21 protein-coding genes and 2 tRNA genes are annotated in these 21,179 nt (G+C 37.4%); 10 read left to right on the plus strand and 13 right to left on the minus strand.

From position 1 onward, the window contains the following. Positions 1-100 precede the first annotated feature (100 nt). A complete protein-coding gene (locus MRY82_01435) occupies positions 101-1,573 on the plus strand; it encodes a tetratricopeptide repeat protein (protein ID MCI5071591.1) in 1,473 nt (490 codons plus the stop codon). A 15-nt stretch (positions 1,574-1,588) separates the two neighbouring features. Here the strand turns inward: MRY82_01435 and MRY82_01440 are convergent, their stop codons facing one another. The 4 genes from MRY82_01440 to MRY82_01455 form a co-directional block, all read right to left on the minus strand. Then, a complete protein-coding gene (locus MRY82_01440; GenBank protein MCI5071592.1) occupies positions 1,589-1,954 on the minus strand; it encodes a hypothetical protein in 366 nt (121 codons plus the stop codon). An 87-nt stretch (positions 1,955-2,041) separates the two neighbouring features. Next, on the minus strand, positions 2,042-2,431 hold the full coding sequence (locus MRY82_01445) for a hypothetical protein (protein ID MCI5071593.1): 390 nt from the start codon (positions 2,429-2,431) through the stop codon (positions 2,042-2,044). 110 nt (positions 2,432-2,541) lie between these two features. Continuing rightward, positions 2,542-3,405, minus strand: a complete 864-nt coding sequence (locus MRY82_01450; protein ID MCI5071594.1) for a pirin family protein — start codon at positions 3,403-3,405, stop codon at positions 2,542-2,544. A 420-nt stretch (positions 3,406-3,825) separates the two neighbouring features. After that, positions 3,826-3,900: transfer RNA gene (locus MRY82_01455), tRNA-Cys, on the minus strand. 82 nt (positions 3,901-3,982) lie between these two features. Here MRY82_01455 and MRY82_01460 point away from each other — a divergent pair. Both MRY82_01460 and MRY82_01465 read left to right on the plus strand, forming a co-directional pair. Beyond that, positions 3,983-4,951 (plus strand): calcium/sodium antiporter, encoded by a 969-nt coding sequence (locus MRY82_01460; protein MCI5071595.1) that lies wholly within the window; start codon positions 3,983-3,985, stop codon positions 4,949-4,951. A 130-nt stretch (positions 4,952-5,081) separates the two neighbouring features. Next, positions 5,082-5,543 carry a hypothetical protein gene (locus MRY82_01465; GenBank protein MCI5071596.1) on the plus strand — a complete coding sequence of 154 codons (462 nt, stop codon included), beginning with the start codon at positions 5,082-5,084 and terminating at the stop codon, positions 5,541-5,543. 102 nt (positions 5,544-5,645) lie between these two features. On the opposite strand, the gene MRY82_01470 is transcribed toward MRY82_01465, so the two are convergent. After that, positions 5,646-5,720: transfer RNA gene (locus tag MRY82_01470), tRNA-Gly, on the minus strand. A gap of 121 nt (positions 5,721-5,841) precedes the next feature. On the opposite strand from MRY82_01470, the gene MRY82_01475 reads away from it, so the two are divergent. Beyond that, the gene (locus tag MRY82_01475) at positions 5,842-8,586 is read left to right on the plus strand and encodes a S41 family peptidase (protein ID MCI5071597.1); all 2,745 of its coding nucleotides are present in this window, start codon (positions 5,842-5,844) and stop codon (positions 8,584-8,586) included. Positions 8,587-8,828: 242 nt separating this feature from the next. Here MRY82_01475 and MRY82_01480 read toward each other — a convergent pair whose 3' ends face one another. Continuing rightward, positions 8,829-8,999, minus strand: a complete 171-nt coding sequence (locus MRY82_01480; GenBank protein MCI5071598.1) for a hypothetical protein — start codon at positions 8,997-8,999, stop codon at positions 8,829-8,831. 104 nt (positions 9,000-9,103) lie between these two features. Next, complete coding sequence (locus MRY82_01485; protein MCI5071599.1) at positions 9,104-10,024, minus strand: hypothetical protein; 921 nt, start codon at positions 10,022-10,024, stop codon at positions 9,104-9,106. 173 nt (positions 10,025-10,197) lie between these two features. Between MRY82_01485 and MRY82_01490 the strand changes: the two genes are divergently transcribed. The 3 genes from MRY82_01490 to MRY82_01500 all read left to right on the plus strand — a co-directional run bounded on the left by MRY82_01490 (position 10,198) and on the right by MRY82_01500 (position 12,263). Then, on the plus strand, positions 10,198-11,244 hold the full coding sequence (locus MRY82_01490) for a rod shape-determining protein (GenBank protein MCI5071600.1): 1,047 nt from the start codon (positions 10,198-10,200) through the stop codon (positions 11,242-11,244). 9 nt (positions 11,245-11,253) lie between these two features. Then, positions 11,254-11,424 carry a hypothetical protein gene (locus MRY82_01495; protein ID MCI5071601.1) on the plus strand — a complete coding sequence of 57 codons (171 nt, stop codon included), beginning with the start codon at positions 11,254-11,256 and terminating at the stop codon, positions 11,422-11,424. A 191-nt stretch (positions 11,425-11,615) separates the two neighbouring features. Continuing rightward, positions 11,616-12,263, plus strand: coding sequence for a transposase (locus tag MRY82_01500; protein ID MCI5071602.1), 648 nt, complete (start codon positions 11,616-11,618; stop codon positions 12,261-12,263). 216 nt (positions 12,264-12,479) lie between these two features. Here MRY82_01500 and MRY82_01505 read toward each other — a convergent pair whose 3' ends face one another. The 4 genes from MRY82_01505 to MRY82_01520 all read right to left on the minus strand — a co-directional run bounded on the left by MRY82_01505 (position 12,480) and on the right by MRY82_01520 (position 16,257). Continuing rightward, on the minus strand, positions 12,480-12,626 hold the full coding sequence (locus MRY82_01505; protein ID MCI5071603.1) for a hypothetical protein: 147 nt from the start codon (positions 12,624-12,626) through the stop codon (positions 12,480-12,482). A 10-nt stretch (positions 12,627-12,636) separates the two neighbouring features. Continuing rightward, positions 12,637-14,049, minus strand: coding sequence for a UDP-N-acetylmuramate--L-alanine ligase (murC, locus tag MRY82_01510; protein ID MCI5071604.1), 1,413 nt, complete (start codon positions 14,047-14,049; stop codon positions 12,637-12,639). A gap of 248 nt (positions 14,050-14,297) precedes the next feature. Continuing rightward, positions 14,298-15,338 (minus strand): serine hydrolase, encoded by a 1,041-nt coding sequence (locus MRY82_01515; protein ID MCI5071605.1) that lies wholly within the window; start codon positions 15,336-15,338, stop codon positions 14,298-14,300. A 1-nt stretch (position 15,339) separates the two neighbouring features. After that, positions 15,340-16,257: an LD-carboxypeptidase gene (locus tag MRY82_01520; protein MCI5071606.1), complete on the minus strand. Its 918-nt coding sequence runs from the start codon at positions 16,255-16,257 to the stop codon at positions 15,340-15,342. A gap of 165 nt (positions 16,258-16,422) precedes the next feature. Here MRY82_01520 and MRY82_01525 point away from each other — a divergent pair, with 165 nt between their 5' ends. After that, positions 16,423-18,378: a glycerol-3-phosphate acyltransferase gene (locus MRY82_01525; GenBank protein MCI5071607.1), complete on the plus strand. Its 1,956-nt coding sequence runs from the start codon at positions 16,423-16,425 to the stop codon at positions 18,376-18,378. A gap of 78 nt (positions 18,379-18,456) precedes the next feature. Here the strand turns inward: MRY82_01525 and MRY82_01530 are convergent, their stop codons facing one another. Further along, positions 18,457-18,747: a PilZ domain-containing protein gene (locus MRY82_01530; protein MCI5071608.1), complete on the minus strand. Its 291-nt coding sequence runs from the start codon at positions 18,745-18,747 to the stop codon at positions 18,457-18,459. 370 nt (positions 18,748-19,117) lie between these two features. Here MRY82_01530 and MRY82_01535 point away from each other — a divergent pair, with 370 nt between their 5' ends. After that, positions 19,118-19,297 (plus strand): hypothetical protein, encoded by a 180-nt coding sequence (locus tag MRY82_01535; GenBank protein MCI5071609.1) that lies wholly within the window; start codon positions 19,118-19,120, stop codon positions 19,295-19,297. Between the two features lie 99 nt (positions 19,298-19,396). Then, positions 19,397-20,107 carry a PilZ domain-containing protein gene (locus MRY82_01540; GenBank protein MCI5071610.1) on the plus strand — a complete coding sequence of 237 codons (711 nt, stop codon included), beginning with the start codon at positions 19,397-19,399 and terminating at the stop codon, positions 20,105-20,107. Between the two features lie 188 nt (positions 20,108-20,295). Here the strand turns inward: MRY82_01540 and MRY82_01545 are convergent, their stop codons facing one another. Further along, on the minus strand, positions 20,296-21,177 hold the full coding sequence (locus MRY82_01545; GenBank protein MCI5071611.1) for an arginine deiminase-related protein: 882 nt from the start codon (positions 21,175-21,177) through the stop codon (positions 20,296-20,298). Between the last annotated feature and the right edge of the window lie 2 nt (positions 21,178-21,179).

The following is a 21,179-nucleotide window of genomic DNA, read 5'->3' on the forward strand; positions in this document are numbered from 1 at the left end:
AGCAAGGTACTATCTGGCAAGTGAACATCAAGGATTATTAGAAATCAATAAGATCTGTTTTTAAAGCGACTAAAAGTTTTCCAAAACGATAAAAAGTGGCATGATTTGGCTGTTGAAGTACATATGCAAAAACACGGTCTATCTTTTTCTTATCATTGCAATAAGTTTTTTAGCCTATATCTTGGTCGGTGAAATTCCTTTTTTATACTATGAGCCCGCAAGTATCGAACAAAATCCTAAACTAATTCATCCCTCTCTTTTTTGGCAGTCTTATTTTAATTTTAAAAGTCTTTTTTACAAACCTTTAAGCCTTCTCACTTACCATTTTAATCATATGTTATGTGGGCCCTCATCTTTTTGTTTTCATTGGAGTAATTTTTTTATCCATGCCTGCAATGTTGTTTTGCTGTTTTTACTGGCCCAACAACTTCGAATCAAACACTTTATTTGGAGCGCTCTTTTTTTTGCATTACATCCTCTAAGCACGGCATGTGTCAGTCAAATTCATGGTAGACCTTATGCCTTGGGGAGTCTTTTTATGCTTTTGGCTTTAAATCTCTATTTCTTCAATGCCTATCAGAGTCGAACAAAAACACATCCAATACGGCCAACCCTTGTTTATTGGAGTATTCTTGTTTTGTTTGTGTGTATGTTTTTAAGCAAACAAAGCTTTATTGTTTTTCCAGTACTCATTATGTTTCATCTTTACAACAGCTCCTCTAATAAAAAACTCTACCTTTTTGTGCCGCTGATTGTTTTTTGTACATGTTTTTTAGTTGGCATTTTTTATTTGGACATTATTCCCAATATTTCCAAAGCCGTTGTTGGTCCAAAAGTTTATGCACTGTCTCAACTAGGCAATGTTAACACTCTAATCAAATTTTATATTTTACCTTTTCAAACAGCCTTAGTGCATGACCTTTATTTTTATGCTTCAGCTTTCTATCCTCAAGTCATGCTTGGTATTTTCCTTTTAATTCTTTGGCTGTTCTTGATCATCCAAAAACGCTCGTCTTTATTGGGTTGGTTATTGTTTTGTTTCATCCTAATGATTCTTCCTACCAATAGTATTATTCCAAAAAATGAAGTAATCCGAGAGTGGCGACTTTATCCCAGCTTAATTTTTCTGTCTCTTTTATGGGGATACGGCTTAGATTTTATGTATTCCAAAATAAGTCGTTTTTCACAACCCAAAAATCTTAAACACATTTTATTGTATACAGTCCTTATTGTTTATGCCACCGCACAGTTCTTAAGCATCTATCAACAAAATAAGATCTATCGCAATCCTATCTTTACCTGGCAACAAGTCACAAAAAAATACCCCTACTCCAGCGATGCTTACAATAATATTGGCGTATGGCACGCACGCCAGAGTGATTATAAACAAGCCTTAGCTTACTTTAAAAAAGCGATCGAGCTAGATCCTAAAAATTTTGCCTATGAGTTAAATATGGCCGCGTGTTTCAGAGAAATGCAACACCCTGCCTTGAACAGAAAACATACCCAAAGAGCAAAAAAAAAGGCTTCTGCCTATAACAACAGAAGCCATTCGTTTCATTTAAAGCCTTAGCTTAAAAAAAGATTATTACTGATCACGCTCACCAAAAATATAGGTCCGGTCAACAACTTCAGAAGAGTCATCTCCATCACAGGCAATCGCTCTAATACTGACCGTTTCATTTGGGCCGCCAATTAAAAACGGTCCCTCGTAATCAAAACCACTGTCTGTACAGTTGGGTTCTTCTGCTGGTCCATCCATGGAAAAGGTATAAAACACCTTGCTGTAGCCACTGACAATTCTAAAGTTCAGACTTTCTACAAAAGGGTTTTGTGCCATGCTCCTTGGATGTAAAATAGGATCCGCAACAGGCTCACCTTCTCCACATGAAACCATAGCCAATAACAATACGGCTAAAAAACCATAATTCTTTATATTCTTACTTTTATACATAATGTTTTCCCCCTTATATTATTTCAAATCAACCGTGAATTTTTCACTATCACCAATCAATTTTTTTCTGCAAGCTAAAATTTATATTTAAGGACCAAAAACATACTCCTCAGAAGAAGTTACAACTGAGGAATTGTCTTGTTCACAGGCAATTGCTTTAATACGAACTGTTTCATTGGGCCCACCAATCTGAAAAGGCCCTGCATATTCAATACCTACCGAACCACATTCTGGATCTTCAGGTACTCCACTTAAAGAAGACGTATATCTAACATCGTTTTGACTGGTAATGGTCACAAAAAGGCGGTCATTATCATCTATGGGGTTTGAAAATTGACCTCCAGATGGGTTCAAAACCGGTTGCGCTGGCTTTCCAAAGCTACCTCCGCCTGAATCATCACTTCCTCCACAGTAAACAAGAGTTAACATTATAAGTATTGATAAAAGCAAGTTAAATGTATTTTTTTTAGCCATCATGTCTACTATTGTATTTAATAAAAATTTGTCTGTCAATTAGCAAACGATGTTTTGACCATTGTAAGCCCCTAGTTACACAGGCAAGTTTATGCTTGAGTCTTGTAAAAAAATTAAAGTTGCCCCATTTTTCCGTTTTGATAGTCTTCTATTGCTTGGTAAATTTCTTCTTTTGTATTCATCACAAAAGGCCCATGCGCAACCACAGGTTCATCAATAGGCTGACCATTAAGTAATAAACCTTTAAAGTTGTCTGATGTCGTAAAATTTAGAGCCTGACCTTCTTGTTCAAAAATAATAATATTTTGCTTGCTATAACGTTTGTTATCAAACTCTACATGCCCATCCATCACCAATAGAACCGTATTTGTTTTATCTGCCAGCTCAATTGTAATGTTTTCTGCCTTTTTACTTTTAAGGTCATACATTTGAATGGGGGTAAAGGTCTGTGCTGGACCTTGTTTTCCTTGAAGTTCACCGGCAATTACTCTTGCTTGCGTGGCTTTTCCTAAATCCACGCTAGGAATATTTTGACTCACAATGTTTTGATATTTGGCCGGTGTCAGTTTATGTTTTTTGGGAAGGTTCACCCAAAGTTGCACCATTTCAAAAATGCCACCTTTTTTTGAAAATACTTTGGAATGAAACTCATCATGCACAACACCGGAGCCCGCTGTCATCCACTGCACATCGCCTTCTTTAATAACACCCCCACCCCCAGATGAATCTCGATGCTCCACCTCACCTTGATAAGCCAAAGTGACGGTTTCAAAGCCTCTGTGAGGATGCTCTCCAACACCTTTAGGTGTTTCGCTGGCAGGAAAAGCATGCGGTGAAGCATAATCCATTAAAATAAAGGGACTGATCCATGGGTTTAATTCTGCCGTAGGCCGCAATAAACCATGGACATAAAAGCCATCACCCACCCAATGCCTGTCTTCAACACTGTACGCCATTTTTATTTTTTTTGTGTTCATTTCTCTATTATTCCTTTTCTAAGAAACAAACATAGTAACACTTTTCATAAAAGCAATAGCTGTGAAAAACCGGGACAGCTACCTTAATTAAAAAAGGTAGTTGTCCCCTTAATTATAAAACAAAATGTTTACTATTTAAAAAGACAATTCCGTGAGCTTGCTTTATGCAAGCGAAACGCGCAAAGGGGGAAAGAAAATAAAAACCACGCTTTTTATTTTCTTTGGGGAAAAGCGTTTTTCCCCACAAAAGGATGGAGGGACGATCGGATTCGCACTGTCTCGCTTCGCCTCTTCGGCGAAGCTCCCAGCATTCCGTCACAAAAAGCAGTGCTTTTTGTTCCTCCTAACCGGATCTTATGTCCAAATCCCGGCTCTCACATAACAAAAAAACCTTTACCCCTGACGGGATAAAGGTTTTTTTGGAGGCGACGATCGGATTCGAACCGATGAATAATGGTTTTGCAAACCAGTCCCTTACCACTTGGGTACGTCGCCTCAGACATGCTGATATACCTTTATTGCTCAAAAAATCAATTTAATTTACCCTAATCCACACTGATACGGTATGAATGCCCACATGACAATGTATATTGCCATTCTTGTTTTGGGTTTGGTTCTGCTCATTTGGAGCGCAGATCGCTTTGTGGATGATGCATCCCTTATTTCAAAACATCTGGGTATGTCACCCTTATTGATTGGCATGCTTATCATAGGCTTTGGCACCTCTGCTCCAGAAATGGTGGTTTCTGCCATCTCGTCTTTAGAAGGCAATCCTGGCTTGGCCATTGGCAATGCCTTTGGCTCAAACATTACCAATATAGCTTTGATCATTGGCTTTACGGCTATTTGCTCTCCTATTGTGGTCGACTCCAAAATTTTAAAAAAAGAACTGCCCATATTAAGCGTGCTCAGTTTTATGGTGGTTTTTCTTTTGTCTGATTTTTCACTTGATCGTCAAGATGCCCTTATTATTTTAATAGCCTTTGCCTCTCTCATGACCTGGACCCTATACCAAGGCTTAAATACAAAAGAGGATACCTTTGCTCAAAACGTACAAGACGATTTAAGCTCTTTAAATAAACCGTTATCATCAACTGTTTTAAGCTTAATTTTAGGGATTGTTGTTTTACTCTTAAGTTCACGGGCTTTGGTTTGGGGAGCTGTAGGCATTGCTAAGTTTTTTGAAGTCTCCGATGTCATTATTGGTTTAACTGTGGTGGCCATGGGGACATCCTTACCAGAATTGGCAGCATCGGTCGCCGCTGCAAAAAAGGGCGAGCCAGACATGGTATTGGGTAACGTGTTGGGATCTAATTTGTTTAATACTTTGGCGGTTGTTGGTATTGCCGGCAGCATTCATCCCTTTAACTTAGACAGTGCTGTAGTTTATCGTGACGCTAGTGTCATGATGGCTTTAACCTTATCCCTATTTTTATTCGGCTATGGTTTTAAAAAACATGGAAAAATTGGGCGGACAAAAGGTTTCGTGTTGCTAAGCTGCTATATACTTTACACCTCTTACTTGCTTAAAAGTGTCTTGCACTAAAAACGTTGTATTAAAGATAACTTCACCTTTACCCGGAGATTATGTCTACTATTTCTTAATCTTGAAACAAGCCTTACTCTTTTCTCCCGACGGGACAAACTTTTACAAATAGTTTTAAGTTTAATGATGTATGCCTGAAGGCACGGAGGTGAGAAAACAGCTTTGCATAAGATATTCTAGTTCATTCCTCACAAGAATATCTAAAAAACCACGCTTTTTGTTTTTGAGGGGGGGGCGTGAGCCCCACTGCAAAAAAATAGCAGTGCGGAACAAACAAGGAATTTGTGCGACTCACTTTGCTTCTTCAGAAAACTTGCTGGGTCAAGTTTCGTTTTTTGCCATGGAAACTAGATTTTATATCGATGTTGACCGCAAATGGGTGCCGCAATGGATGCAGCATAAGTTAGTACTAGATCATCGCAAGGTAAAACCTTGCTCTTCACAAGTACAGCTTTATGAATTGACAAAGACCGCGTCTTTGTCAAGAGGGGTAAAGCGTTTTGCTCCTGTAAAGACAAAAGACAATGGAGCGGGAGAAGGGATTTGCACTTTCCGTTTCGCCTCCTCGGCGAAACTACAAGCATCAGAATAAAAAAAGCAATCCTTTTTTTATTCTAGCAACCAGAGATTATGTCCAATATTCTTTATGCTGAAACAAATTTTACTTTTATCCCTTCGGGATAAACATAAAATTTGGAGCGGGAGAAGGGATTTGAACCCTCGACCCTCACGTTGGCAACGTGATGCTCTACCACTGAGCTACTCCCGCATGTGGTTTTGATGTCATATATTTTTGTTAAATTGCTGTCAAGCATTCCTTCTTTAAAATATCATGGTATACTCAAATTTAGAGTCTAAATATGTTCAAAAAAATTTTAAGGAAAGTTTATATGCACAAAAACAAGCTTATTTTAGCTTCAGCCTGTATTTTAGCCCTGGGTATTTATATTCAAAAAAGTCAGGATTTTAAACATTGGATCATTCAATTTGTTCCGGCCAGCTACTCTATTTCTAACCATCTTAGCCAATCCAACCCTTTGGTCAGTTTGGATAAAACCGCCAAGACATTTTTCTATATTGATACCGCTTACGTTGACCCCAAACGCGTTTCACAACAAAAAATGTTAGAAGAAGCCTTAAAAGACTTAAGTGCCAATATTCCAGAAGTTCAAGTTTTATTCCCGCAAAGCAACAAAGCAGAATTGATCGTCAGCAAAAAACGCCAAACCATCAGTACCAAAGTTAAACATTTTCACGCTTTACATCAAACGCTGTCTAAAGTGCTCGTATTTATTCATGAAAACATGAAAACAGCGGTCACTGCCAATCAGCTGGAAGCCATCGCTCTTAATGCTTGTTTAAGCACACTTGATCCACACAGCTTGTATCTTTCTAAAGATATTTATCAAGAAATGTTGGTAGGCACATCTGGCGAATTTGGTGGCTTAGGCATTGTGATTGGCATCAGAGACAGAAAACTAACCATCATCAGCCCGGTTGAAGGCAGTCCCGCCAGTAAAGCCGGCTTAAAATCAGGCGATCACATCACTAAAATAGGCAATGAAAGCACAAAGAACATGATTCTTAATGAAGCTGTCAAGCGCATGCGCGGCCCCAAAGGCACAAAAGTCAAAATTGCCGTAGCTCGCAGTACATGGGAAAAGGAAAAGGAGTTTACGCTTAAACGTGATACTATTGCTATTGTAGCAGTTGAGTCTGATCTACTGCCCAACAATGTGGCTTACATGCGCATTAAAAGTTTTCAACAAGATACTGCCAGCAGTGCAAAAAAGCAACTCAAAGCCATGCACAAAGAAGCTGGAGAGTTTAAAGGTTTAATCTTGGATCTGCGCGGCAACCCTGGCGGTATTTTTGATCAAGCCGTTAAAATTTCTGACATGTTTTTAAAGTCTGGTGTTATTGTTTCTACCGTTGGTTTAAACAACACCGTTAATCAAAAAGAACGCGCCCAAGCACGCCATACCGAAAACAATTATCCTATGGTTATTTTGGTTGATGAGGGCAGCGCTAGCGCTTCAGAGATTGTGGCAGGGGCTTTAAAAGACAGAGCCCTAATCATTGGTGACACAACTTTTGGAAAAGGCAGTGTTCAGCGTTTGTTTGATTTACCCCAAGACTCTGCTTTAAAATTAACCATTGCTCAGTATTTAACCCCTGGAGAAGTATCAATTCAAGGTCTTGGAATCACCCCCCATGTGGCCTTACACAGCGTCTTTTTAACCAAGGACGTTACCAATATCTACCCTAGTCAAAAAGATTATGGTGAAGCAAGCCTAGATGGTCACTTAGACAATCCCAATTCCGTTGAAAAACGTGACAAAAACAAGACTTTGGCCAAGTACAACGTGCGCTATTTAGAAAGCTTAGATGAAGATGGTTTCTTGGCGACTCGTCAAACACTGGGAGACAGTAAAAGCAAACGTAGAGAAAAAGTCTTACAAGACTTTCAAGTCAGTCTGGCTCGTAAAATCATTGAGAAAACATCCTCCGGCAACTTAAAACCCATGCTCAACACGGCCAAAGATGTTGCCGAAGAAGCCAATCAAAAACAAAATCAATTGATAGAAAACAAGTTGGCTAAAAACAATATCAATTGGAACGGTTCAAGCAAAAACTGTAAAGCCGCACCCATAATCAATGCTTATCTTAATGCCAAAGACAATACTATTCATGCTGGAGAAAAAGCAAAATTACACGTCACCCTTAAAAACCCATCAAAATGCGATTATCACCGTGCTTGGGTAGAAACTGAGTCAGAACAGTTTTTCTTTGATGCCCAAGAAATATTGTTTGGTAAAATATCTGCTGGACAAGAAGTCTCCAAAACCATTGAGCTTGAGATTCCAAAAGCCATGTTTATGGGCCTTGCAAAAGTTAACTTATCTTTCAACCTGGATGACAACAAACATTTGTTTGATCAGACATTTTTTGTCAAAATTAATGAAAAGCCAACGGCTCCTAAGTTTGCTTATGAGTTATGGATGGTTGATCAAAATAAAAACAATAAAATGGAAGCTCAGGAAAAAGCCAATATCTTTATCAAAATAAAAAATTTGGGTGAAAAAAATTCAGAGCAAAGTTCTATATCCATTCAAGCTGCTGATGGCTCAGACCTAAAAGTCAATAAAGGCCATAGCTCTATTAAACAGCTTCATGGTAAACAAAACCAAACCTTATCTTTAGGTATTCAAGCCAAAAAACCGTTTAATGCAAAAGAAATTAAACTGAGTCTAAACATCAATGATTTTGAAAACAATATTTTTAGAAGTGATCGTGTAGTTTTCAATGCGCAAAAAATTAAAAAAGGTAAAACTTCTTATGTTCCACCCACAATAACTTTGGACAACCTAGAACAGTTTCACCAAGAAAAACAAGGTAAATTTTTAAGTTTATCGGGCAAAATGCACGATGACCAAAGCATTAAAGATTATTATATTTTGGTCAATGCTAAAAAAGTGCATTATGACAGCTTTGAAAAACCAGGTAAAGAACACCGTTTTTCAACCAGTGTACCGCTTGATCCTGGTAACAACTATGTCAGCATTGTTACCCGTGACAATCAAGATATCCAAACCGTAAAAAAACTATTGGTTCAACGTAAAGAAGCCTTATAAATCTTTATACCTTTTTAACTGGCTGGGCTTTTTATAGCCCAGCACTTACTGATTACTGCTTTCTTGTTTTTATAAAACTTAAATATAACTTGCTGTTTCTCAGCCTTAAAAAAGATTTCATAACGATCTACTGCTGTACCATTACCTTATAATTGACACTTTATACTGACTGTACCCAAAACTTACTCTTTATTGTTTTTAATCAGTTGATTATCAACATCATAGTCAAAACCTAAAAAGGCTTATGGGCCATCTTTGAAGCTTGGATTTAATTTGTTTTGATCAAAATTGATTCCGCTTGCTCCGGCCACTGAAATAATCAATAGTGCTACTGCTGCTAACTGCACTAAGCCGGCCAAAGCACTTGCCGGAGTTAACATCAATACCACCGCAGCTACAACAGAAACAAGCAAAAGTTTCCATAAGATATCTTATAGCTGTTGCATCTCACCTAAAATACATAAAACTTTTTCAACTTATATGAACAGACTTTGCAATTGCTACTGTTTCTCAATAGCTAGTCACCCACTATACTATTTTGTTTGAAATCCATGTATTGTGAAATTTCAAAATAAAGTGTGTGTAAGTCATTCATATTAACACAACTGGCTTTGATTTGCTGCTGATTGACACTGCCACTAAAACACAATTGATTGTTTTTTTCATCCAATTCAAATATCAAACCGTCTACTGATGCAGTAGGAACATCACTGGGTAGGTTTTTTAAATGCCCATGTTTCATCAAAATCGCCACCAAAACAGCTGCTAAAATAGGCGCTGTAGCTCCTAAACTGGGTAGACTGGCTCCTCCGGTAATAAATGCTAAAAAGGCATTGCCGCCAAAATAGACCGTCACTGCTGCCAGAATGGCCAAAACCAAGCCCAAGGTAAACTCTTGCCAGTGTTCCTTAATATAATTCATGGTCCAGTCTAATTCTGGTACTTTTATTCGTGGATAGCTTGGTGTATAAACTGGATCAGTCCATGGAACATCACTGAAGTTTGGATTGTAAAAATCATCAAAATCATACTTTGGATCATACGATGGGCTTGGATCCAATGATGGGGCTAGATTATTAGGATCATCTTCAAAACAAAAATAATCAAAAATCTTAGCTTCCCCTAACATTAGACCGCTACTAAAAGAAACATAGTACAGTGATGTTTTTAGATCCACACATTGTCTTTGTAAGGCTGCTATGCATTGAGCATATGACGGCTTTGGCTTCATCATTCTAAGACGATTGGTTATTTTCATGTTGTTATCAAACAACTCTTGCAGTTGATTGAAAGGAATCAAGTCTGGATTTAACAGCCTATCTACTTTTATCCCACAGGTGGCTTCTCCAATATATCCTGCAAGCTCTGCATTATCCTTTGCCTTAGCCAAAGATAATATGAAAGTAAAAACCAAACACCATTTCCCCAATATGTGCATACAAAGAACCACTAATGTAAAGCGTCATCAGTGTCAAATACAAAAATCTATCTCCAAACAAACATTTTATAATCGCACAAAAACCAGCATTAGTTTGTCTAGCCTTGTTTTTTACAGTAAATGAAATACGTGATAGCTTAGGCAAATAATGAACTTTATTGAGGAATGTGTACGTGTTTAAAAGTTTAGCTGGTTTATTTTCTTCTGACTTGGCCATTGATTTAGGAACCGCCAATATTTTGGTTTATCAACCTGGCCGTGGCATTATCATCAATGAACCTTCGGTTGTTGCCGTTAAAAACAACGATACCGATCAAAAAGAGGTCATTGCGGTTGGTCAAGAGGCCAAAGAAATGGTGGGAAGAACCCCACAATACATAGAAACCATTCGGCCCATCAAAGATGGGGTTATTGCTGACTTTGCTACCACCGAAGCCATGCTCAAATATTTTATAGAAAAAGCCCATCAACGTAAGAGCCTGGTTAGACCCAGAATTATTATTTGCATTCCTTCTGGTGTGACCGATGTAGAACGCAGAGCTGTAGAAGAGTCTGCCCTTTCTGCTGGAGCAAGAGAAGTATATCTTATTGAAGAACCAGTTGCCGCAGCCATTGGTTCAGACATGCCCATCAAAGAAGCGTCCGGTAACATGGTGGTGGATATTGGTGGTGGAACAACTGAAGTGGCAGTAATTTCTTTAAGTGGAATTGTATTTGCCAAATCCGTACGTATTGCCGGTGATAAAATGGATGAAGCCATCATCAACTACACCAAAAGAAAATATTCTGTGCTGATTGGTGACCGTACGGCTGAACGTATTAAAATGGAATTGGGTGAATTGGCCCCTTCTGAAGAAGAACATTACATGGAAATCAAAGGCCGTGATTTGGTGCGCGGTGTTCCAAGAGTCATAAAATTCTCTTCAACTGAAATTCGTGAAACTTTGCAAGAGCCGGTGCGTTCCATCATTGACGCCATCAAAATTGCTCTAGAAAAAACACCGCCTGAGCTGGCCTCTGATATTCATGACAAAGGCATTGTCTTAACCGGCGGCGGCGCCCTGATTAAAAACATTGATGTTCTGATAGAGCAAGAGACTGGCTTACCTGCTAAAATTGCGCAAGATCCTTTGTCTTGTGTAGTTCTAGGCAGCGGTAAAGTTTTAGAACGCTTTGATGAACTCAAAGATCTTTTGATCAATCATAAACGTTTATTCTAAAGCTCAATTATGAAAGACGTTTTCTTTGGAAAAATCGATGTTCTGGCTCGACGTCATGGCAAACCGCACATTGAACATTTAATCTTTGAACATGAAGGCAAAAGCCACACGCACAAGACCTACGAATCTTTCTTTGTAATTGCAGGCAAAGGCAAAGTGGTTAATGGAGAACTACTATAGAAGTAAGCCCCAATACACTGGTCACCATTGCACCCAACACCCCACACTGGATGATTCCATCCCCTGGAAAAACTTTAGAAGGTTTCCTTTGGTATCACAATGAAGCCTTAAATCTTAAATCTTAAAATACCCAAAGGTAGCCGGTTACTTTGGGTACCTTTTTGGTAAGAGCTTTGCATAAGTTTAAGGCTATGCCAAGAAAACCACTTATCAAGTCATCCGTGTATCCGTATCACATTTTTGGTAGGTCAAATAATAAAGAGCATTTCTATGTTCCATTGGATGTGGTTTGGGATATTTCTACCTATTTGTTTGAAAAGGTACATCAAGAGTATGAGGCGAAGTTGCATACATTTGTATTGATGCCAAACCATTACCATATTTTGATGAGTACACCTTTAAAAAATATAGACCAGATAATGAACTACTGGGTCCGAGAATTGAGCAAAAAAATCAATTATCGTGCTGGAAGAATTAATCGTGTGTTTGGTGGAAGGTACAAGTGGTGTAGCATCCAAGATGAAATTTATCATGCAAATGCTTACAAATATATTTATCAAAACCCAACAAGAGCATTTTTGTCAGATAAAATTGAAACTTATCCTTGGTCGACAATACAGTTCTTAAAAAATAATAATATACCCAAATATTTATATGATGAAGATTTCTGCCAATTAAACCATGTGATTCCAATGAAAATAAAAGATAAACTATTATGGCTAAATGATTTTTTATTAGAAAAAGAGCAAGAAGTTATTAGGAGAGCTTTAAGACGTTATATTTTTCAATATCCAAACAAAAAGAAATTTTATTCCGTATTGAGAAAATTTAGTACCTAAAGTAACCGGCTACCTTTGGGTACTTGTGTACTAAACGATTGTCACCAATTCATCAATGGAGGTGACATGCACCCCAACAGCTGTTTCGCGCATGATACTTTCTCTAACTTTTGCAGCTTCTTTGTAAAGCTCTGTGCTAAAGGCTTGTTTCATTGCTTCTTCCGAATCAAAACTTAAAATGGTCACTCCATCAATAGGATCTTCTGCATCATCTTTTCATCTGTCTGTAAGGTGATACTGCTTGTAAGATTTAACCTCTGGCATTTTAGCGTAAAACGGACCATACTCTTCTTTCCAGACTCTGCGGAACTCTTCTGTACTGATGTTTTGTTTTTTTCGAACAACCACTAAAATTGTAAACATTGATATCTCCCTAAGATTGATAATGTTCAACCACGGCTTCCCTTGCATGACCAAAATCACCATTGGACATAAACAAGAGAGTGTCACCTGCATTGACATGACTCGTGACCTGCTGCACCAGTTCCTCTTTGTTTTGCGGCAAATAAACGGTCTTTCCTTGTTTTTCTAAGTCTGTTTTTAATTGTTGTACATCCAGTTTATCTTGCAATCCATCAGCTTTTTCATACACTTTGGTCATCAACACCACATCTGCATCTTTAAACGCTATTGGCCAATCGTTTTGAAAGGTGTTTCTTCTAGAAGTATTGGAACGCGGCTCAAACAAAGCCCAGAGCTTACCACCATTTTTTTGAGCTATGGGCTTAAACGCAGCTAGGGTTTTTTCTACCGCCGTTGGATGATGTGCAAAGTCGTCATAAATATGCACTTGGCCTTGGGATGACAGATGCTGCTGTCTGCGGGTTACCCCCTCAAAACTGCCAATGGACTCTACCACCTTTTCAAGCTCTAAACCCATAGATTCACAGACCGCCAAGCAACCCAGAGCATTAATGGCATTATGCTTGCCCATCATTTTGGTTTTAATTATCGCTAGTTTTTCATCTTGTTTATAAACCCCATAACTGAAAATGCCATCGCCTTGATAGGTGTAATTTTTAATAGACCAATGATTGCTTTCTCTTTCACCATAAGTGATAAATGTTTTATCCGGATACTCTTGCATCAGCATCCGAATATTTTGATCATCCCCACAGACAACCATGGCTTTGTTATCTGAAATTTGTTCAAATAATTTTCTAAATTGATCTTTGATTTGAGCCAAAGATTCATAGATATCAGCATGATCAAACTCAATGCTGGTCAACAGCAAGTGCTGAGTTTTGTAGTGCAAAAACTTGGGTGTTTTTTCAAAACAGGCGGTATCATACTCATCTCCTTCAAGAACAAAATAGTGTCCCTGTCCCAATTGATAGCCTTGTTTAAATTGGTGTGGAATGCCGCCAATAAAAAAGCCAGGATCTTCACCCAATTGATTAAGAATATAGGCCATCAAAGATGCCGTTGTGGTTTTGCCATGGGTTCCACAAATCACCACCGATGATTTATCTTGCACAAAATATTCCCCTAAAGCTTGAGCCATGGATGTGTATGGAATTTTGAGTTCTAAAACACGCTCATATTCTGGATGACCTTTGCTGATCACATTGCCGACAATCACCAAATCCAAATCTTTTGTAATATTCTTAGCATCATAGCCAGCAATAGCTTTAATGCCTAAATGCTGAAGCTCTGTGCTGGCTGGAGGGTAAATTTCTCCTTTATCGGAACCGGTCACCTGCCAGCCTTTGGCTTTAAACAAACCGGCCAAAGCAACCATACCCATACCACCTATACCCATTAAATATACCGTTTTATTTTCCATAACATCCTTTTCTATGTACCCATAGGTATGTCATACCTATGGGTACATTCCTGTGGATAACTTTAAAATCAACTTCCTGCACTTTAAATTTAATCTTTTGCCCATATCATATTGTGCATGTCTTTCCACCCGCTTCGCTCTTCTGTTTATTAAAGGGAAAAACGCTTTTCCCTCGAAAATAAAAACCGTTGTTTTTATTTTCTCACCCTTTGCGAAAACTAATATAAAACCTCACCTTTATTTCAATTTTAATCTTTTGCCCATATCATATTGTGCATGTCTTTTCTAAATTGGCGGAATTCATCTATATGATTGTCTTTGGGGTGAACTCTGTTGGCTAAGATGATGATGCCTTGGTTTTTTTTTGGATCAATCCAAATCGAGGTTCCAGTATAGCCTAAATGGCCAAAGCCCTGGCTTGAAATATATTGTCCTGCAGTTGATCCATGTCCCTGATCACTGGGTTTATCCCAGCACATGGCTCTAACTGTTCCATCTTGCGCCTTTATAGGTGCCGTCATCATTTGGGCTGTTTCTTGACTTAACCAATCTGAATTGCCTTTGATTGCACTTAACCAAGCTTGTCCTGCTTTAATACAGGCTGGGAGTGTTCCAAACAGACCTGCATGGCTGCTGATGCCTCCCATAAAATAACAATTTTCATCATGAACATAGCCAAAACTGGGGCGGTGCAGATAGTTTTCTGTTGCCACAAAATTATGCTCCGCTTTTTTGAGCTGCCCATTATTTTGAGCAAAAAATAAATTTGAAAAGGCAGACTCTGAATTTAAAAAACTTTGGATGATTTTGGGCCAACTTTCCCCCAGTTTTTCTTCCAGCAAATGCATCATAACAATAAAGCCAACATCGGAATAAATGCTTTTTTTTCCAGCATCTAGCTCGGGCTTTAAATGAACTATATTTTTTTTAAGTCTCGATAAATCGCCTTCACATAAAATTCTAAAATCAAGCCAAGCTGAAAAGCCAGCCTGATGGGTCATTAAATCTTGCAAACTATACTGTTCTGCTTTGTTCTGAAAACTAAGCATTTGATGAGGCTTTAATATTTTTTTATCAATGCAGTCTGCTAAAAAAGATCCGGTGGCCAAAACCTTGGTCAAAGATGCTAAGTCAAAAAGACTTTTCTCTCCAACTGCTGTTATTTTTTCTTGGCTATGGTAGCCATGGTAATATTTTTGGCTGCTGTGTTGGTCAAAAACAGCAAAAGCACAGGCTGTAAACAGCTGATCTTTAATAGCTTGCTCAACTCGATCACTTAAGGCTTGCATGTTATTTCACCAAGCTATCAATTACGATTTGTTTACCATTTTTTAAAATCTCTACCCAGCCACCAATGGGCCACAAGACATCAGCATGGACATGACCACTCTTTAAACCATACACAATAGGAACATTAAGCTTTTGTTTCTTCATTAAATCTTTGATCAAAGCCAGTAACCAGGCATTGGCATGAAAATCACTATTAGGATCCGTAAAGTCTCCTAAAAAAATAGCCTTACACTCATCAAAAAAACCAACCTGGAATAATTGGGTTAACATCCTATCTACCCTGTATGCAGGCTCATTGACTTCCTCTAAAAAAATAAATGTATTTTTAGGTTTAACCGCATAGGCTGTACCCACGCTGCTGCACAGCATGCTTAAATTACCCCCAAGAACTCTGGCTTTTGCTGTTTTAACTTTATGAACTTTATAATCTTTCTCAATCTGTAAAACTTGTTGCTTTGCAGGATAAGAAAGCAATCCCAGGATATGATTTTTTTGCCTCAAGCTTAAGTTATTGAACTGCGCTCCACACAATACGGGTCCATGAATGGTTTGACATTTTTTCTTTAAAGCATACCAGTTCAACAAAGGTGTTACATCGCTCAAACCCATAATAATTTTATCAGACCACGTTTTATCAATGCTAAAAGGTAAAATTCTTGTACAGCCATAACCGCCTCTAGCAAAAAAGATGGCTTTAGCTTTTTTATCTTTTAAAGCCTGCTCCATAGCCTGCAAACGTTGCTTATCAGTACCTGCCAAATAATAGCGCTTAGCAAATAGACTTCTTGAATACGTTACTTTTAAACCTGCATCAGACAAAAATTGTTTTGCACGTTTAAAGTTTTTTTGCTCAAATGGACTGCTACACGCAACCATGTACACGCGATCTTTTTTTAGTAATCCGGCAGGTTTGTTCATGATTGTATTTCTTAAAACACCTTGTTTTTAAATCACTTGATTTAAGTGATATTTAATTATTCATGCACAGCATAACATAAATTATTTATATCTTATCCTATTTTATCCAACTTTAAGTAAACTTGTTTTATCTTTGCGTATAAGATAGTGAAAACTGAGGTTAAGATGAACAAGGATTTTCTTAATAGAGTCAAACAATACCTCATTATTCATACCAATACCGTTGCGGTATATTTGGATGATTTTTATATTGACCCACAAAAAAAGTACACTTTTGTTTTAACACAAAGCAATCCCGCGCTTTTACGCAAGATTATTGAACGTTGCTTGATTAAACAGTTTAAAATCCCTGTTAATCATATTCATTTTATAACGGATTTTGACTTGCTTGCTAGTCAAAAAAATAACCGTTATCTGTATAGTTGCAATGTTTTTAGCTACGATAACTATATCCATATTGAAAACTTGAGTTTGTTACAAGCAATCCTCTTTTATATTGGTTCAAATATATTGGGTAGACTTGTCCACTTTAAAATTTATATCTCTTTTGTAAAAATCTTACCCAGCTCTACAGAGCAGTCTTTAAACATCAACAAACAAAAAATGATCCGATCTGTTTGCGGCCCAGGCTTGCAAAAATCTCAAACCATCAAAGCTGGTTTACAAAAAAGCTACTATGAAAATGAAAACATAGAAAACAAACTCAAACAATCTCAAATCAGTCAAATTCTCAATGACATGATTGGCTCTTTTCATCACGTTCTTGGTGCGCTTGCCTACTTAACGGTAAAGTTATTTTGCCTTAAAATTTTTAGGCCCATGGAAATAAAATTTGTCAATGCCCCTGGTTTACGCAAAAATTTAACCAATAGTTCTGTTGTTTATATTCCCAACCATAAAAGCCATATCGACTATTTACTCTTATCCATATCATTGTATAAACACTCTTTTTTCCCGCCTCACACTGCCGCCGGCATTAATTTATCCTTTTTTCCTGTTGGCCCTATTTTAAGTCGCCTTGGTGCTTTTTTTATTAGACGCAGTATAGGAACCAACAAACACTATGCTTTTTTATTGTCTCAGTACCTCCGCTATTTGGTTGTTGAAAAAATACCACAAGCCGTTTTCTTTGAAGGTGGCCGCTCACGGACCGGAAAACTTCTTGATCCAAAATTAGGGATTTTAACGTATCAATTACAAGCCCTTGAAAAAGATAATGATATTGTTTTTGTGCCGGTGAGCATCAATTATGACTATATACCTGAACTCACTGAGATCACGCATCAGCTAGCAGGCGCTAAAAAAAAGAAAGAGAATATTTTTAATTTTATTTGGTCTTTTGCAAAAATTCTTAAACAGTGTGGCCGCGTGCGCTTACATTTTCATGAAGGTATTTCTGCACAAAAATTTTTCTCTAATCAAAACATTGAAAAAGCCAATATTCAGTTGCTGGCTAAAGATATATTGCGTGATATTGCCAGTGTCACCTCTTGTTCACGCGGCTTTATTTTGGCCAGTGCTTTATTCAAACAACTTTTTTACTCTAAAGATTTGAATGAACCCATTCACCTCGACTACTTGCGCCAAGACTACAACCGTTTAATCGATCACTTTTTTCATGAAGATAAACAGATCAACCCCAATAAAACATTTAGGTGGACGGTTGCCTTATTCAAACGGCATGATATTTTATCGCGTGATAAAAACCATGTACGACTCAATCAAAAAAAGTTTGCCAAACTTTTTTACCTGCGTAACACCTCTATTCATAGTGTTTTCCAACATTGGCTCTTACAACTTAACCCCCAAGACTATCCTGAAAGTTTTTTAAAGCTTTTACAAACTTGGCAACCTGGACTCAACCTAAATCCACGCTACCAGGTGCATGTAAAAAATAGAGCTATAAAATCATGGTTACAACAGCTTTTAATTCCTGAGCTTTCATTTATAGCCAACCATGCTCACTCTAGGGTCAATGAAAATCCTCAGCAAGAGGATATTTTTACACTACCCCAAACCATCAAGAGACTTTTTGAGCATGACTTTAAAAGAATTAAGTTTAAACTTTCCAAACAAGAGTGGAAAGAGATCTTCAATTTTTGTTCAAACTTAAACTTATAAACTTAAAAAGCCCCCCGTGCATCATGCATGGGAGGCTTTTTTAGACATTTTCTTCTTAATTATTTATATCAGGCTTTGTTAAGCTTCTCCAACAAACTCTAAGCCTAAACCCACAATTGGCTTACCATCAATCAGTTTTGCTGCACTAGAATGAACAACTTTGGCACTGCGTTTTTTGTCTTTTAGACGACCATCAATAAAAGATAAAGTCACTTGTGTGCCTGGGTCCAATAAATAATGGGTGGCTATAAATGCACCATGGTCACTAAAATCATGTAATTTTGAAAAAATAGAAAAGTTATCGCCCTCAAAGCAAACCAGTGACTCACCACTGTTTCTATTTTCTCTTCTCTTTTCAATTGTTGACATACATTCTCCTAAGTCATTCCTAATCGTTACTTAAGCAAATAAGCATAAACCATGCCAAAACCAAGCTTGCCTTAAGTGTTGAATATTCTTACATGATTTATATACCATATTTTTAGACGCGACACAAAATTCTCAGTTCTAAGGATATGGGTTCATTAAATTCTTACCTGTTCTTAATGAACGCATGATCTAATCTAAACTATTCAGTTGCAAATAAATAGAACTTTATTTGTATTTTTCTTCATCTAACAAAAAACCTAAAAAATTTGATGAAATTCTTTGCTAGTCGCCGTAAAGCTGGTTAATCTCTTTTTTAATGTCACTTAGAATGTGATTGAAATCTATAATTTTTAGTAAAAAAGGAGTCCACATGGCCAATACAGATCTTATTGTAGGAAGTAAAGTTAGAGAATTGATTAAATCTAAAGAATGCATGACATCATCAGAATTGCTTCCAGCATTGAATGACAAAGTAAAGGCGTTGATTGAAGAAGCTTGTAAAAGAGCAAAAGGCAACAAACGTACCACTTTAAAAGCACAAGACTTATAGTGCTATCTTTCACTAAAGCGGGATAATAGGATTTTATGCCGCTTTAGTTTTAATACATCATGACCATCCCTTATCCATCCAACTTTTATTTTAAATAGTATGTCAGACGATCAACGAAAAAAACTTTTAGAACTTAGAAAATTTGCCAGCTCACGCATATCAGCAAAGCTGCCCGTTGTCGTTAATCACCCGAGTCAATTTAAATTTGAAAGCCTCAATGTCAGTCACCATGGCATGCTTCTCCAAGGCTCAGAGCCTTTAACTATGGGTACAATCATCAAGCTTAAAACCGTCTTACCTCCTCATAAAAAAACCGTAACAATTACAGCCCGTGTTGTACGCAGCACTCAAGACCAGGCGATTCACTCTATTGGCATACAGTTTTTAGAGATTGATCCACAAGCGTACATGTATTGGTTAGAATACATCTATAAGATTGAAATGATGGATACCCAAGAATCGAATGCTTCAGCCACAAAAATGATTCTTAATGAACGCAAGAAACATGGTTTTAATACCAGGAAAATTTTGGTTTCTTTTGATACGCAACAACAAGCCAAACAGTTTGTTCTTGAAAAAATTCGTGATCATAAAATTTTTCTTAACCTATCAACCTTAAAAATTCCTGGTGACACCTTGTTGTTATCATTTTCTATTGTTAATCAACATAAAGACTTACAAATTAAAACCAAGATTTTACGCAGTGAAGATGCTTCATTTAAACCAGATTGGGCTGTATTAGGCTTACCCTTAAAAATTAATGAGCCTGAAGAAGATATAAGAGTTAAACTCAACCACTTTTCAAGTTAATCTTTTTCTGAATATATCCAAAAACTTAGGCCACACAAGACCTACTTGATTTTGCTTACCATTCAATCGGTCAATGGTGATGCCATAAGACCAAGATAGTTTTATTTCTAGAGTAGAAGTAAAAAAAAATTGCTTTTGTTTTGCGCTTTTTTTGCCTTCATCTATGCCTATAAAACTTTTATGCCTTCTTAATACACTTGCAATTTCATGCAAAACACACTGCCACCAGACTTCATAAATTCAGATGTATCAAGCTCTATAGTTTTAAAGTTTCTTTCTTTAAGTGCAGCTACTGTTTTAGGACTACCTTTTTGGATGAATACACTTTTTCCTAAAACCAAGCTGTTGCATGCAAAATTATGTTGCGCTTCTTTTTGATCAACCTCTATAGGATCTTTAAAATAATGTCTGATTAAATGAATACCTTCCTCATCAAAGGCATGGGGATAATACAACACACTCTCTGAGTTCAATGGACAAAAACAGGTATCTAAATGATAAAAATGCGGATTTTGTAAATTAACCCTACACACTGGCGCGTCGTATATTTTTGAAATTTCATCATAGACTTCCCACTGGGTTCTAAAACCATAACCGCCCCAGATCATACGCTTCTCTGGGTGCCATAAAGCATCTCCATTACCTTCAAAGTTATAGTTTGTACTGGATAGTGTTCTAACCTGATAGCCATGCTTTTCAAACCATTGTCCATAGCTTTTGACTTCTTTTTTTCTTGAAGCGTGCTTCATATTGGACAGTAAGCCTATTTTTTCACCTTTGCTGTTTCTACCAACAAATGCTGGATTAGCGGCAAACACCATGTCTTCTAGGTTTTCTATGGGCTCTATTTCATACACAACATAACCTTCATCAATAACGGCTTGTTTCATCGCATTCCATTGTAGCTGTGCCTTACTCTGATCAACATTGCCAATTTGACCTTGCATGTGTACATTTTTTACATCAATCACATTAAAGTAATGAGGTGGACACATAATGATATTGTCCAATGGAATCTCACTTACTTCCGAAGGTGTTGCCTGTTCAATATCACTGATTACTTTTTCCATAC

It is taken from the genome of bacterium (genome assembly GCA_022763185.1).
Lineage (GTDB): Bacteria > Bdellovibrionota_G > JALEGL01 > JALEGL01 > JALEGL01 > JALEGL01.

Bases quoted from the DNA above. Each gene is read 5' to 3' on its own strand.
- MRY82_01435 (MCI5071591.1), top strand. From the start codon at position 101: ATGATTTGGCTGTTGAAGTACATATGCAAAAACACGGTCTATCTTTTT.
- MRY82_01440 (MCI5071592.1), bottom strand. From the start codon at position 1,954: ATGTATAAAAGTAAGAATATAAAGAATTATGGTTTTTTAGCCGTATTG.
- MRY82_01445 (MCI5071593.1), bottom strand. From the start codon at position 2,431: ATGATGGCTAAAAAAAATACATTTAACTTGCTTTTATCAATACTTATA.
- MRY82_01450 (MCI5071594.1), bottom strand. From the start codon at position 3,405: ATGAACACAAAAAAAATAAAAATGGCGTACAGTGTTGAAGACAGGCAT.
- MRY82_01460 (MCI5071595.1), top strand. From the start codon at position 3,983: ATGACAATGTATATTGCCATTCTTGTTTTGGGTTTGGTTCTGCTCATT.
- MRY82_01465 (MCI5071596.1), top strand. From the start codon at position 5,082: ATGCCTGAAGGCACGGAGGTGAGAAAACAGCTTTGCATAAGATATTCT.
- MRY82_01475 (MCI5071597.1), top strand. From the start codon at position 5,842: ATGCACAAAAACAAGCTTATTTTAGCTTCAGCCTGTATTTTAGCCCTG.
- MRY82_01485 (MCI5071599.1), bottom strand. From the start codon at position 10,024: ATGCACATATTGGGGAAATGGTGTTTGGTTTTTACTTTCATATTATCT.
- MRY82_01495 (MCI5071601.1), top strand. From the start codon at position 11,254: ATGAAAGACGTTTTCTTTGGAAAAATCGATGTTCTGGCTCGACGTCAT.
- MRY82_01500 (MCI5071602.1), top strand. From the start codon at position 11,616: ATGCCAAGAAAACCACTTATCAAGTCATCCGTGTATCCGTATCACATT.
- MRY82_01505 (MCI5071603.1), bottom strand. From the start codon at position 12,626: ATGTTTACAATTTTAGTGGTTGTTCGAAAAAAACAAAACATCAGTACA.
- murC (MCI5071604.1), bottom strand. From the start codon at position 14,049: ATGGAAAATAAAACGGTATATTTAATGGGTATAGGTGGTATGGGTATG.
- MRY82_01515 (MCI5071605.1), bottom strand. From the start codon at position 15,338: ATGCAAGCCTTAAGTGATCGAGTTGAGCAAGCTATTAAAGATCAGCTG.
- MRY82_01520 (MCI5071606.1), bottom strand. From the start codon at position 16,257: ATGAACAAACCTGCCGGATTACTAAAAAAAGATCGCGTGTACATGGTT.
- MRY82_01525 (MCI5071607.1), top strand. From the start codon at position 16,423: ATGAACAAGGATTTTCTTAATAGAGTCAAACAATACCTCATTATTCAT.
- MRY82_01530 (MCI5071608.1), bottom strand. From the start codon at position 18,747: ATGTCAACAATTGAAAAGAGAAGAGAAAATAGAAACAGTGGTGAGTCA.
- MRY82_01535 (MCI5071609.1), top strand. From the start codon at position 19,118: ATGGCCAATACAGATCTTATTGTAGGAAGTAAAGTTAGAGAATTGATT.
- MRY82_01540 (MCI5071610.1), top strand. From the start codon at position 19,397: ATGTCAGACGATCAACGAAAAAAACTTTTAGAACTTAGAAAATTTGCC.
- MRY82_01545 (MCI5071611.1), bottom strand. From the start codon at position 21,177: ATGGAAAAAGTAATCAGTGATATTGAACAGGCAACACCTTCGGAAGTA.